At 64.1% G+C, this 12646-nt stretch carries 8 protein-coding genes and 2 pseudogenes; 3 read left to right on the forward strand and 7 right to left on the reverse strand.

What is annotated here, in order from left to right; translation table 11 throughout:
• Positions 1 to 33: 33 nt before the first annotated feature.
• The 6 genes and pseudogenes from HWY30_RS06595 to HWY30_RS06620 form a co-directional block, all read right to left on the reverse strand.
• The gene (locus tag HWY30_RS06595; protein WP_090807127.1) at positions 34 to 1521 is read right to left on the reverse strand and encodes a SulP family inorganic anion transporter; all 1488 of its coding nucleotides are present in this window, start codon (positions 1519 to 1521) and stop codon (positions 34 to 36) included.
• Positions 1522 to 1785: 264 nt separating this feature from the next.
• Positions 1786 to 2376, reverse strand: a complete 591-nt coding sequence (locus HWY30_RS06600) for a BPSL1445 family SYLF domain-containing lipoprotein (RefSeq protein WP_090807125.1) — start codon at positions 2374 to 2376, stop codon at positions 1786 to 1788.
• A 266-nt stretch (positions 2377 to 2642) separates the two neighbouring features.
• On the reverse strand, positions 2643 to 4031 hold the full coding sequence (locus tag HWY30_RS06605) for an FAD-binding oxidoreductase (protein WP_090807122.1): 1389 nt from the start codon (positions 4029 to 4031) through the stop codon (positions 2643 to 2645).
• 892 nt (positions 4032 to 4923) lie between these two features.
• The gene (locus HWY30_RS06610) at positions 4924 to 7041 is read right to left on the reverse strand and encodes a hypothetical protein (protein ID WP_176078858.1); all 2118 of its coding nucleotides are present in this window, start codon (positions 7039 to 7041) and stop codon (positions 4924 to 4926) included.
• A 219-nt stretch (positions 7042 to 7260) separates the two neighbouring features.
• Positions 7261 to 7922: pseudogene (gene pdeM, locus HWY30_RS06615) on the reverse strand (ligase-associated DNA damage response endonuclease PdeM).
• Positions 7919 to 9441, reverse strand: a pseudogene (locus HWY30_RS06620) (helicase-related protein); the annotation flags it as partial. The pseudogenes pdeM and HWY30_RS06620, both read right to left, overlap by 4 nt.
• Positions 9442 to 9809: 368 nt before the next feature.
• On the opposite strand from HWY30_RS06620, the gene HWY30_RS06625 reads away from it, so the two are divergent.
• The 3 genes from HWY30_RS06625 (at position 9810) to HWY30_RS06635 (ending at position 12075) form a co-directional block, all read left to right on the forward strand.
• The gene (locus HWY30_RS06625) at positions 9810 to 10160 is read left to right on the forward strand and encodes an FKBP-type peptidyl-prolyl cis-trans isomerase (RefSeq protein WP_373685682.1); all 351 of its coding nucleotides are present in this window, start codon (positions 9810 to 9812) and stop codon (positions 10158 to 10160) included.
• A gap of 103 nt (positions 10161 to 10263) precedes the next feature.
• Positions 10264 to 10725: a DUF488 domain-containing protein gene (locus tag HWY30_RS06630; protein ID WP_090807120.1), complete on the forward strand. Its 462-nt coding sequence runs from the start codon at positions 10264 to 10266 to the stop codon at positions 10723 to 10725.
• Positions 10726 to 11001: 276 nt separating this feature from the next.
• Positions 11002 to 12075, forward strand: coding sequence for a DUF6765 family protein (locus HWY30_RS06635; protein WP_090807118.1), 1074 nt, complete (start codon positions 11002 to 11004; stop codon positions 12073 to 12075).
• Between the two features lie 95 nt (positions 12076 to 12170).
• Here the strand turns inward: HWY30_RS06635 and HWY30_RS41460 are convergent, their stop codons facing one another.
• Complete coding sequence (locus tag HWY30_RS41460; RefSeq protein WP_244144820.1) at positions 12171 to 12422, reverse strand: hypothetical protein; 252 nt, start codon at positions 12420 to 12422, stop codon at positions 12171 to 12173.
• Between the last annotated feature and the right edge of the window lie 224 nt (positions 12423 to 12646).

A 12646-nucleotide genomic window follows, 5' to 3' on the forward strand; every position in this document is an offset into this window, starting at 1 on the left:
CACCGCGCGCGGGCTCGCAACGCGGTGCGTGCCTCACGCCAAGCCGATCCCCGCGCGGCTCAACAATTGGCGGTTGCGCTCCGACAGATTCTTCATGCGCAATTGCTTGCCTGCCTTGCGATAGCGCTCGGCCAGACCCTGCAACGCGGCGAGCGCCGAATGATCGGCGAGCAGCAGGTGACTGCAATCGACGGTCACGCTCGCCGGGTCGCGCGCCGGATCGAACAGCTCGTGAAAGCGCGTCGTCGACGCGAAAAACAGCGTGCCGCGCGGCACATAGGTCTTATGGCCCGCTCGATCCTCGGCATGCGTGTGAATTTCGCGCGCGTGCTGCCACGCGAAGTTGAGCGCGGCGATCACGATGCCGCACATCACCGCGATCGCGAGATCGGCAAACACCGTGATGACCGTGACCGCGACGATCACGAGCGCGTCGTTGCGCGGCACCTTGCCGAGCACGCGCAGCGATCCCCACGCGAAGGTTTGCTGCGCGACCACGAACATCACGCCCACCAGCGCCGCGAGCGGAATTCGCTCGATCAGCGGCGACAGGAACAGGATGTACAGCAGGATCATCACGCCGCTGACGATTCCCGACAGCCGCGAGCGTCCCCCCGAGTTCAGGTTGATCATGGTCTGGCCGATCATCGCGCAACCGCCCATGCCGCCGAACAGCCCCGATGCGAGGTTCGCCGCGCCGAGCGCGACGCATTCGCGATTCGGCTGACCGCGCGTTTCGGTGATTTCGTCGGTCAGGTTGAACGTCAGCAGCGTTTCGAGCAGACCGACGATCGCGATCAGCACGGCGTACGGCAGGATGATGCGAAGCGTCTCGAGATCGAGCGGCACGTCGGGCAGATGCAGCGTCGGCAGATTGCCGGCGACATGCGCCATGTCGCCGAGCGTGCGCGTCGGCAGATGCAGCAGCTGCGTGAAAAGGCCGATGCCGAGAATGGCCACGAGCGCCGGTGGCACGGCTCGCGTAAGTCGCGGCAGCAGATAGACGATCGCCATCGTCAGCGCGACGAGCGCGCACATCGTCGCGAGCGCGCTGCCGTGCAGCCAGGCTTCGCCGTGCGGCGTGACCGTTTTGAAGTGAGCGAGCTGCGCGGTCGCGATGACGATCGCGAGTCCGTTGACGAAGCCGAGCATGACCGGATGCGGGACCATGCGGATCAGTTTGCCGAGCCGCAATATGCCGAACAGCATCATCAGGAGGCCGCTCAGGATCACGGTCGCAAGCAGATACTGCGCGCCGTGCTCGACGACGAGCGCGACGATCACGACGGCCATCGAGCCCGCCGCGCCCGAAATCATGCCGGGACGTCCGCCGAATAGCGCGGTGACGGTGCAGATAAAGAATGCGCCGTACAGACCCATCAACGGATTCAGATGGGCGACGAGCGCAAAGGCGATGCATTCGGGCACCAGCGCGAACGACGAGGTCAAGCCTGCGAGCACGTTGCTGCGAATGCCGGACAGCCAGGCGGGCCGACCGCAAGCGGGACTAGCGGTGTTCATGTTCTACGAGGTGGCGCGCGAGCGCAATGCTGAGGCTTGTATGGGCTGCGCTGGACTGGCGTGGCAACGCGCGGCTGCGCGAAGGATTGCTTCCGCTGGGCGCGGACGGTCTACGAAAGGCGTGAATTCTACCGTAGCGCGATGAACGGCGCTGGCGAAGCGGGCGGGAACGCTATGGCCCGAACGCGCGGCGCGGATCTGTGGTGCAATCGCGCGGCGCGCTCGCACCACAAATCCGCAAGAGGGAAAGCTCCGCTCGGATACTCAGATAATCAGCCGCGACACCTTCGTGCCTTCGAGCGACACGCCGGCCATCAAGCCGCCGTTGGTCAGCACGAAAGCCTGCACCGGGCTCGTCGCGGTCGACGAATCGACCGCGCCGTTCGCGCCGACTTTCAGCACGGCGACGGTCGCATTCGCGCCGACTGCCCAGCCCTGGCTGTGCATGAATTCGTCGAGCGCTTCCTGCGTCATGAACAGAAACACGAGCGCCTTCGACTGTGCGCCGATCTGCAACCCGAACGAGCCCGCGACCGTGCTGTAGTAGCCGACCGTGCGGCCGCCGATGCGCATCGCCCCTTCACCATACTGTCCGCCGACCCAGAAGCCGGCCGAGATCACCGATGGAAACACCAGCACGCCACGCGCTTTCGCAACGAGCTCACGCGCACCGTCGACGTTTTCGTAGAGACGCGCGAGCGTCGAGTCGACGCCGGCGTTGATCGTGTCGCGCTTGCCGGCGTTGGCAGACGGCGATGCGTTCGAGGACGGCGAAGTCGTCGTGCAACCGGTGAGGCTCAGGCCTGCGACGGCCCATGCAGCGCTGCCGGTCATGATGAATTGTCGTCTGCGCATGACGGTTTTCCTTTGCGTTTCTCACGCGTGTTGTACGTTTTGGAAGAGTGCGGCGAGTCGCCTGCTTTGCTTTGTTCTCATCTGCACGCTGGAGGTTCCGTGCGCGCGGTCATCGCAGCCGGGCGGCGGCGTACCGCGACGTTCGCATCGCGGAGGTCCACCGCTCAAATAGCAGGGAGCGTGCCCAAGGGCCGCGCCGCCTTGCGCGAGAGCGGCGCGGCCATTGCAGTTCGGGTTTTTGCGCCGTTTTCCGTCACGCGTCGTCGCTACGCCGTTGGGCGAATGTTCTGGTTATGGCGGAACAGGTTGCGCGGATCGTAGCGGTTCTTCACGGCGACGAGCCGCTCATAGTTGGGCCCATAGGCATCCGCGATACGGCCGCCTTCCTCCTGCGTCATGAAGTTGACGTACACGCTGCCTAGCGCAAAGGGGCGCGACGCGTCGAAAAAGTCGCGCGCCCATTTGACACAGCGCTCGTCGTCGCGCGCATCGTCCCAGCGGCCGTGCACGTTCATCGCGTATTGCGTCTCGCGACTTGGGTAAGCGGTCGCATCGACCGCCACGCGCTGCGTTTGCGCGCCGATCAAGCCGAAGAAAATTTCGCATTGCGCGGACGGCAGTGTGTCGATCGCGCGGATCAGCGCGTCGATCAGTCCATCGTCGATGGTGGCGAGGTTGTGCGACTTCCAGTAGTTGCGCGCGCCCGGCGTGAGCAGCGGATCGAAGGCCTGTTGCCAAACTTCATAAGGCATCGGACCGAGATGTTCGCCGAGCGGCTTGCCGAAGCCGCGCACGGCTTCCACCGCGGCTGGGCCTTTTTCGACCGGCCCGTTGTTGCACATCGCGAACACCAGCACGGGTTGGCCGTGCACGTCGGGCGGCAGGAACGGCAGCGGTGGCGCGAGCCGCGCGACGGCCCAGACGGCCAACTCGTCGGGCATCGCGGGCACGGCATCGCGGTATTTGATCAGCGCTTCCTTCGCGTCGGCGAGCGGCAACACGACGAGGCCGCCGTACACGAGCGGGCCGACCTCATGCAGCGCGAACTCGAATAGCGTAACGACGCCGAAATTGCCGCCGCCGCCGCGAATCGCCCAGAACAGATCGTCGTGCGAAGTGGCGCTCAGGCGGCGCAATTCACCGTCCGCGGTGACGATGTCGGCCGCGACGAGGTTGTCGACCGTCATGCCGTAGCGGCGGCTCAACCAGCCGAAGCCGCCGCCGAGCGTCAGACCCGCGACGCCGGTCGTCGAGTTGATGCCGAGCGGCGTCGCGAGTCCGAATGCCTGCGCTTCGTGATCGAGATCGTGCAGCGTCGCGCCCGGTTCGACATAGGCGCGCCGCGCTTGCGGGTCGATGCGCACCGATTTCATCGTGGACAGATCGAGCACGAGGCCGTCGTCGCACACAGCGCTACCGCCGATGTTGTGGCCGCCGCCGCGAATCGCGAGCGGCAGGCCGTTGTCACGCGCGAAGGCGACGCCGCGGCGCACGTCGGCAACACCCGCGCAGCGCAGGATCATCGCGGGAGAACGGTCGATCATTGCGTTCCAGATGCTGCGCGCCGTGTCGAAGCCCGGCGTGTCGGGCAGCAGAAGCTGACCGCGAAGTCCGGATTTGAATTCGTCGACCGCGCTGCTGGAGATAGTAACCATGTTGTACCTCGTCGAAGAGGGGGAGGCGCTCGCAGAACGCTGCTCCGCAGACCAACCAAAAATGCGGGCGGTGAATGAAAGCGGATTGAGAGGTTCGGCTGCGTGCAGTAAACGGGGCGACGCGTCGAAGTCAAACAAAGGTTTACCCGCGTTCGTGGGCGATTCCGCGCGGTGGCTCGCGGGGACAGGCTTTTGCGGGCAGGGCAACGACGATACGCGGCGGTACTGCCGAAGATGGTGGGAATGCTCCGGGAAAAGCGTGCGCGCTGATGTGTTGGTTATCCGACGCGCTGGTGGTTGTGCCACGACACTTTGCATATGGGCGTGGCTCGTGATCGCGTGCGACCGAGGCACACGTTCGACGACTGTGCGAGGTAGCGCACATGGCGACAGCGATTTTCGCGACGCACGCGCATTGCCCGACGACGCGTAATGTTTCGCACGCGCGTTTCGGTGATTTTCATTGCGTTGTCTATTGGGTTGCTCTCATTGGGTTTTTCTATTTCTATTTTTATGTGCGAATGGCCACATGAATAAAACCAAATGTGTAAATCGTCCATATTTGTCCGATAAAACCGAAGGCTAATTCTCTTTTTTCTGATCAGATTGCACTGGGCGCGAGATTTTTTAACTACCTGTCTGAAGAGTGTGGAGTAGCGGATTTGGCGGGCGGATCGTCGTTTAACGCCGCCTGACGGGCCGTATCGGCAATATCGCATTGCGTGGTCTAGCGCACGGTCGAGCGATTGCGCTGCGAATAACTTCAACGTCCATCAAGCCTCGCTGTGCGGCTCTCACGATCACGTGCGCGCACGGCCAGCCGATTCTCTCGAAGCACGCCAAATCGGACCGGGGATTTTCCGTGAGAGAAGTGTTTAGTGCGAACGAATTTTTAATTCGCATAAAGCGAAGCTGCGCAAAGGCTTTGACTTTTCGTTTTGTTGACGAGCGGAGATTCACTCGTTAATTGGACCGGTCTTTTTGGTGAAATAATTCGGAGAGTGAAATGAAGAAGCAAAGCGGGGACGCGTGGATATTGGGAACGCGACGGGCGGCTTTGGCGGTCGCGGTCAGTCTTTATGCGGCGATGGCGGGTGCGCAGACGAATTCGGGGAGCACCGCCGCGCCGGCAACGGATCCCGCAGTGATGGTGCTCGCCGAGGCTAGCGTGCACGGCGGATGTTCGTCGGGCGGCGGGCCGGGCTGCACGTCGCAGGGATTCGGGCAGCTCGGGGCGGGCGCCTTCGGCGTCGCGGCGGCGGGGCTCGGCCCGACATCGCCCACCGGCTCGCCGGCGGGCAACGGGACGTCCTCGACGGGCACGGGAAGCGGTGGCGGGAATAGCTCGGCTAATTCCGGCCCGGGCGGGGTGGGCCCGGGAAATACCGGCGGCAACAACGGCAACGGCGGTGCCGGCGATAACGGTAACGGCGGCGCGGGTAGCGGTGGTGGCGGGAATGGCTCGGGGAATGGCGGCACGGGCGGCGATGGCGGCGGTACCGGAGGCGGTGATAACGGCGGGGACGGTGGTGGGGATGGTGGTCATGGTCATGGTCATGGTCATGGGCATGGGCACGGCGGCGATGGTGACGGCGATGGCGGCCATGGACATGGCCACGGTGGTGATGGTGATGGTGACGGCGGTCATGGTCATGGTCATGGTCATGGGCACGGCGGCGATGGTGACGGCGATGGCGGCCATGGACATGGCCACGGCGGTGATGGTGATGGCGATGGCGGTCACGGCCATGGGCACGGTGGCGATGGTGACGGCGATGGCGGCCATGGTCATGGGCACGGCGGCGATGGTGACGGCGATGGCGGCCATGGACATGGCCACGGCGGTGATGGTGACGGCGATGGCGGCCATGGACATGGCCACGGTGGTGACGGCGATGGCGGTCACGGTCATGGCCACGGTGGTGATGGTGATGGCGGCCATGGCCAAGGCGGTGACGGTGACGGCGATGGCGGTCGCGGTCATGGTCATGGTCATGGTCACGCTGGCGATGGTGACGGCGATGGCGGTCACGGTCATGGTCACGCTGGCGATGGTGACGGCGATGGAGGCCATGGCCATGGGCACGGCGGTGATGGTGCCGGCGATGGCGGTCATGGCCATGGTCACGCTGGCGATGGTGACGGCGATGGCGGTCATGGCCATGGGCACGGCGGTGATGGTGCCGGCGATGGCGGTCATGGCCATGGCCAAGGTGGTGATGGTGATGGCGGTCGTGGCCACGGTGACGGCGGCCGCGGCGATGGCGGCCACGGCGCCAGCGGTCATGGCGACGGCGGCCACGGTGACGGCGGTCACGGTGACGGCGGTCACGGTGACGGCGGCCACGGCAGCAGCGGTGGCGAAGGCAAAGGCGGTTCCGGCAACGGTGGCCATGGCGGTGAAGGCGGTGGCGGCCAGGGCAACGGCGGCTACGGCCACGGCGGCCATGGCGGTGAAGGCGGTGGCGGCCAGGGCAACGGCGGCTCCGGCCACGGCGGCCATGGTGGTGAAGGCGGCGGCCAGGGTAACGGCGGTTCCGGCAACGGTGGCCATGGCGGTGAAGGCGGTGGCGGCCAGGGCAACGGCGGCTACGGCCACGGCGGCCATGGCGGTGAAGGCGGTGGCGGCCAGGGCAACGGCGGCTCCGGCCACGGCGGCCATGGTGGTGAAGGCGGCGGCCAGGGCAACGGCGGTTCCGGCAACGGTGGCCATGGCGGTGAAGGCGGTGGCGGCCAGGGCAACGGCGGCTCCGGCCACGGCGGCCATGGTGGTGAAGGCGGCGGCCAGGGCAACGGCGGTTCCGGCAACGGTGGCCATGGCGGTGAAGGCGGCGGTGGCCAGGGCAACGGCGGCTCCGGCAACGGCGGCCACGGTGGCGGCGAAGGCAACGGCGGCTCCGGCAACGGAGGCCACGGTGGCCGTGGCGGCAACGGCGGCAACGGCGGCGGTCAAGGCAGCGGCGGCCACGGTGGCGGCTACGGCGGCGGTGGCTCCGGCAATGGTGGCCACGGCGGCGGCAACCACTAACCAGTGGCAGGAGTCCCGCGAACCTTGCGGGGCTCCCGAGGGTGGAAGCCGGCGCCGCCCGGCCCCCACATCGACCGCGCTCGCGCGCCGCGGGGAGTTTGCAGCGAAAGAGCCAGCAAAAAACCCAGCCAGCGAACCGGCCAACCAATCCGCAAACAAAAAACCAACCAGGCAACAAAGTGGACGGCCCCCGCCGTCCACTCAACTCCTCAACTCGATCACTCTTTGCTGTACCACCAGAAAAACCCTCTCCCCCAGAACGCGCCCCGTCTCACGCGCGCCTCCGGTAAAACTACCGAACGCCGGCAGCACCCCCCGATCGATCCCAAAGCGAAAGCACGGCACACGCACTGAATCGGTCCGCGTCGCGATCCGAAAGACCGGATGCACATGCCCCGCGAGCACATACGCGTGATCGACCGTATGCGGGCGATGGCACAGCGCCTAGGCCCCGATATGCCACGGCTCGCGCACGGACTCGACATCCAACGTAAGCGGCAACGCACCGGCATGCCGATCGTGATTGCCCTCGACGAGCACCACGCGCCTCGACGCATGCCGCGCGCGCCACGCATGCAACGCATCGAGCGTGAGCGTCGACAGCGACTCGGGCGCATGCAGCAGATCGCCGAGAAACACCAGCGTCGTCGGCTCGAACTCGGTGATCAGACGTTCGATCCGCAGCAGATTCTCCGCGGTCGAACCAGTCGGCACTGGAATGCCGCGCGCGCGAACACCGCATTCTTACCGAAATGCGCATCGGCGATAAAAAGCGCGCGCAGCGCCGGATCGAAACACGCGCGCAAGCTTGACAACACGAGAGGTCGTCCGCCGACGTCGATCGCGAGCGAGGTCGGCTTCATCGTTGCGCCGCCCGTTCGAGCTCGGCCAGCATCCGCTCGACGCGATCGGCGAGCTTCTCGGTGCTGACTTTTTCGCGCAGGCGTCCGACGATCAACGGAAACGCGAACGGGGTCGGCTTCTTGGGCCGCGTGAGCACGACGCGGTTCGCGTTCATTCGTTCGAGCGCAATACGAATGCGCCGCACGTCGAGTTCCTGCAGCAGTACTTCGGTATCGGCCTGGCCCAGCAGCAGATTGCCGCGATCGTGCTGACGAAAGATCTCGTAGAAAAGCCCGCTCGATGCCTGCCATTGCCGCGCGCTTTTCTGCTGTCCCGGATGCGCCTGAATCACGAGTCCCGACACTCGCGCAATCTCGCGAAAACGTCGCAAGGAGAGTTCGGACGAATTGAGGCTCGCAAGAATGTCGTGATCGAGTTCGTCAGGTGAAAGCAGGCCATTCTCTAATTGCGCGGCCCAATCGAAAGCCTGCGCGCACAGCAATTCGAAACCGTAGTCGTTCATCGAAATCGAAAACGTGCCGGGCTTGTCGCGCGCGACTCGCCACGCGAGCAGAGCGCCAACTCCGATATGCGCAATGCGTCCCGCGAACGGATAGCAGAAGAAGTGGTGACCTCGCGCGATTTGAGCAGCTCGACGACGAGTTATGTGGCGTCGGCGAGCTCGGACGATAGCGGCATGCGGCTGCCGGCCCATTGCGGCATTGCGCCACGCGATGAGCTCGCGCGCCGCACCCACGCCGTCATGTCCTGAACGCGGATCAGTTCGAGCGCGCGGCCGCCGAACGTGAACACGTCGCCGGGCTTGAGCCGCGAAATGAACGATTCCTCGATTGCACCAATGCGCCCGCCCGACAGATACGCAACGTTCAACGTGCCATTCGCGACGATCGTGCCGATGTTGTTGCGATGCCGGCGCGCGAGATCGTTGCGCGGGACGCGGTACAGACCGTCGCTATCGCGCGCGACGCGATGGTAGTCGGAATATGCGCGCAGCGTCGCGCCGCCGCCTTCGACGAAACCCAGCGTCCAGTCGAACTCCTACTGCGTCAGATCACGATATGCATAGGTTTGCAGAAGTTCATCGTACAGCTTGAGCGCGTCGAAGCCACCGCCGATCACAACGGTGACGAGCTGCTGCACCAGCACGTCGAACGGCTTTTGCGGCGTATCGCGGCTTTCGATCTGCCGCTTGTCGACGGCTTCACGCGCGGCCGCCGCTTCGATTAATTCGAGCGCATGCGTCGGCACGATCGTCACGCGAGACGGCAAACCGGGCGCATGTCCCGAGCGGCCCGCGCGCTGCATCAAGCGCGCGACGCCTTTTGGCGAGCCGATCTGGAACACGCGTTCCACCAGCAGAAAATCGACGCCGAGGTCGAGACTAGTCGTACACACGACAACCTTTAACAAGCCGTTCTTCAACCCACGTTCGACCCACTCGCGTACCTGCTGATTGAGCGAGCCGTGATGCAGCGCGATCACTCCGGCCCACTCGGGGCGCGCATCGACCCGCGCCTGTTGCGCGCGGCTGCGCGGAATCCGGCGCGACCTTGGCGCGCGAACACGCTCGTCGGAGGGGGCTGGCGCTGCGCAGGGATCGCAAGCGGGGTCGTCGGAATGGGCCGGCTCGGTCATCGAAAGCGTTCTCAACGGGCGTGGCGGATTCGCTTGCCGGCGACTCGCGCCGGACGTTCATGTGGGCCGCGGGGTCGCGCGACGGTTCAGCGAGGTTCCTGATGGGCGCGCAACGACCCGCGGCATCGGGCAATATGTGGGAGCCTCGGCCGACACCCGATCCGTTACAATCAAACGGACTACCCCACTGGAGATTCGCTTTGAAATCACTCGTTGCTTTGCTGGCCGCAGCCGTTCTGTCCTCGACCGCGATGGCTGCCGCGCCGACCACGGAGAAGCTGCCGTCCGGCGTCATCGTCGAACATCTGACGCAAGGCACGGGCCCGCAACCGTCCGCGACCGACGTGGTAAAGGTCAACTATCGCGGCACGCTGCCCAACGGCACCGAATTCGATAGCTCGGCCAAGCATGGCGGGCCGGCCACGTTCCCGCTCAATCGCGTGATTCCGTGCTGGACGCAAGGCGTGCAGAAGATGAAAGTCGGCGGCAAGGCGCGACTCACGTGCCCGGCGGCGACCGCATACGGCGATCGCGGCGTCGGCCCGATTCCGCCGAATACCGATCTGACCTTCGAAGTCGAACTGGTCGACATCGTCAAATAAAGCACGCGAGCGGCGCTAAAGATGCACTGACACCCGAGCCTCGCTGCGCCAATCGCAGCGAGGCTTTTTTATGGGCGCCGAATGGCCTGCCAGGGGATTCACCATGAAACGTGACAAAAGTAGCGTGCAGGTGGCCAGCATTGGTTTTACCGGCAAGAGCGCCCAGAAATTTTTCGGTTTGCTGAAGGACGCCCATGTGCGCACGGTGCTCGACGTTCGCCTCAACAACACGTCGCAACTCGCGGGCTTTGCGAAAAAGCAGGATCTGCCTTACTTTCTCGACCAGTTGTGCAATGCGGCGTACGTGGAAATACCGGAACTGGCTCCCGAGCCGGACCTGCTCAAACGCTACCAGGGCAAGCAATTGAGCTGGGAGAACTTTCGGGAGGAATATTTCGACCTCATCGCGCGCCGCCGCGTGGAAAGTAATCTGGATATCGCGCTATTCGAATCGGGTTGCCTGCTTTGCAGTGAACATTTACCACATCATTGCCATCGGATGTTTGCGCTCGAATATCTGAACCAGCACTGGAATAGTCGTCTTTCCGTTACACATTTGACCTGACCGGCGCCGATCGGGCCAGGTTACGTTTTTCCGCCTCATTGGCCGGCGGCTTTCCGTGCCGGCAGGTTACATCTCGCCGGCCGCGCCCGCGGTTCCTTCAGTAGCCCGAATGGTTGCGGGGCGCGAAACGTGGAAAAGCGCGTCCAGTACGCATGTTTTTTCAATGCGTGTGCCGCTCGCTCGTTTACTATCTACTCACGCGCAGCTCCCTCTATTCGTCTCGCCCTATCGCCGGCCACGAACCGGCCGTGATTACGCGCGCCAGGAGCGCTTGCCATGAACATCGACTTTCATTACGGCGTGGTCTACATTGCCGCGCGCGTCGGCGGCATGACGGCCGGCGATGCGCAAACCATCGCGCATGCCTGCCAATATGTCGACGACGCAACGACGAGCGGAATACTGCGGTTCAAAGGCGGCGAGACATTCGAGCGATTCGCGACCGCGCACAAGTTATTCGATTACGCCAATACCGAGAACGACCAGAACCGGCTCGTGTGGACGCCGTTCCATTTTCTGCCGGCTGGCGAGGGTGAAAGTCTCGAGGAAAAGGCGGTTTGCCGGCCCGACAGTGAAGTTGCGCGCGAAGTCGTGCGGCGCGCGATCCGGCAGCGCGATTCGGAGACCGCGTTGCACCGGCTCGGCGTGACGCTTCATACCTATGTCGATACGTGGGCGCACCAGGGATTCGCGGGCATCGAAAGCCCGTGGAATCGCGTGCATCTTCTCGAGGCACAGGATTGCACGCGCAAAGGCTGGCTCGCGAGCCTCGAACTAGCGGTCGCGCATCTGATCGAGCATGTCGAGGAGGACGTTCTGACGATCGCGTTGCCGGTCGGCCATGGCGCCGCGTTGCATTATCCCGACCAGCCATGGGCGCGCTGGCATTACATAGACGGCCGCAATCACTTCATCTCACGAGATAATTTGCCGGATTTCGTGCAGGCGGCGGACATGAGTTGTCGTGTCGTGCGAGCTTATCTGGCCGGACGCGAAGATTTCGAAAACCAGCCAGGCATGCCGGACGACGTTAAAGACGCGCTGACCCGGCTGCTCGATACGAACCGCGAACCCGACGACAACCTGCGTCTGAGAACCGTTTGCGAATGGGTGAATGCAGGCCGTATTCCAGGTTTGAAAGAACCCGTGCCCGGCTATATCGCCAAAGGACAAGGATCGTGGAAGTACCAGGCCACCGGTTTGTTGTGCGATGACGACACCGGGGACAGACCGGAGTGGACGACCGCCTTCGAGAAGAGCGACTACCGGCTCTTTCACGACGCGGTCAAACAGCACCGTTTCGTGACCACTCAGGAGATCTTGCCCGCGCGCGGATTACGCATTGCCTAAGTGATCGGAGCAGGGCGCGTCGCCGCGAACGGAGATTCGAAGATCATTGCCGCGTCTCTCGTGCGAACGTTTGCGGCGGCGCCCGTATTCTCCAGTCACTGCATTCGGGCTTGCTGATGCTGCGCAGCCTGAGTCGCCGCCTGCTGTTCTTCGGCGTGCTTTTTGGCCATATTCCGTCCGACGATGCAGCCGCCGACCGCGCCGACCACCGCATGATGTCCCGCGTAGTGCCCGGCGACGCCGCCCACTACCGCTCCTTTCAGGCAACCGGCCGCGTTCGCGGTGCCGGCCATTGCCAACGAGACTGCCGTTGCCCCGAGGGCGATCCGAATAAAACCAGCTTTCATTGCAAGTACCATCGTGTTTGAGTGGATCGGAATTAGGGTGGCCCCGCGTCCATTTCAATAGCCGCCGCGAGCATGGCGGCTGACAAAGGACTCTCTATTGGCCATACGTCCGCCGCTGGGCACGGATATGAAGTGTAAATGGACTTGGCCGGTACAGGAGCAACAGGTGCTGCAAGATCGTAACGGCACGTTACCGGAGCCGGGGCGGTGTCTTTGCACGCGTC

Source organism: Paraburkholderia tuberum STM678, from assembly GCF_902833905.1.
GTDB classification, from domain to species: Bacteria; Pseudomonadota; Gammaproteobacteria; order Burkholderiales; family Burkholderiaceae; genus Paraburkholderia; species Paraburkholderia tuberum.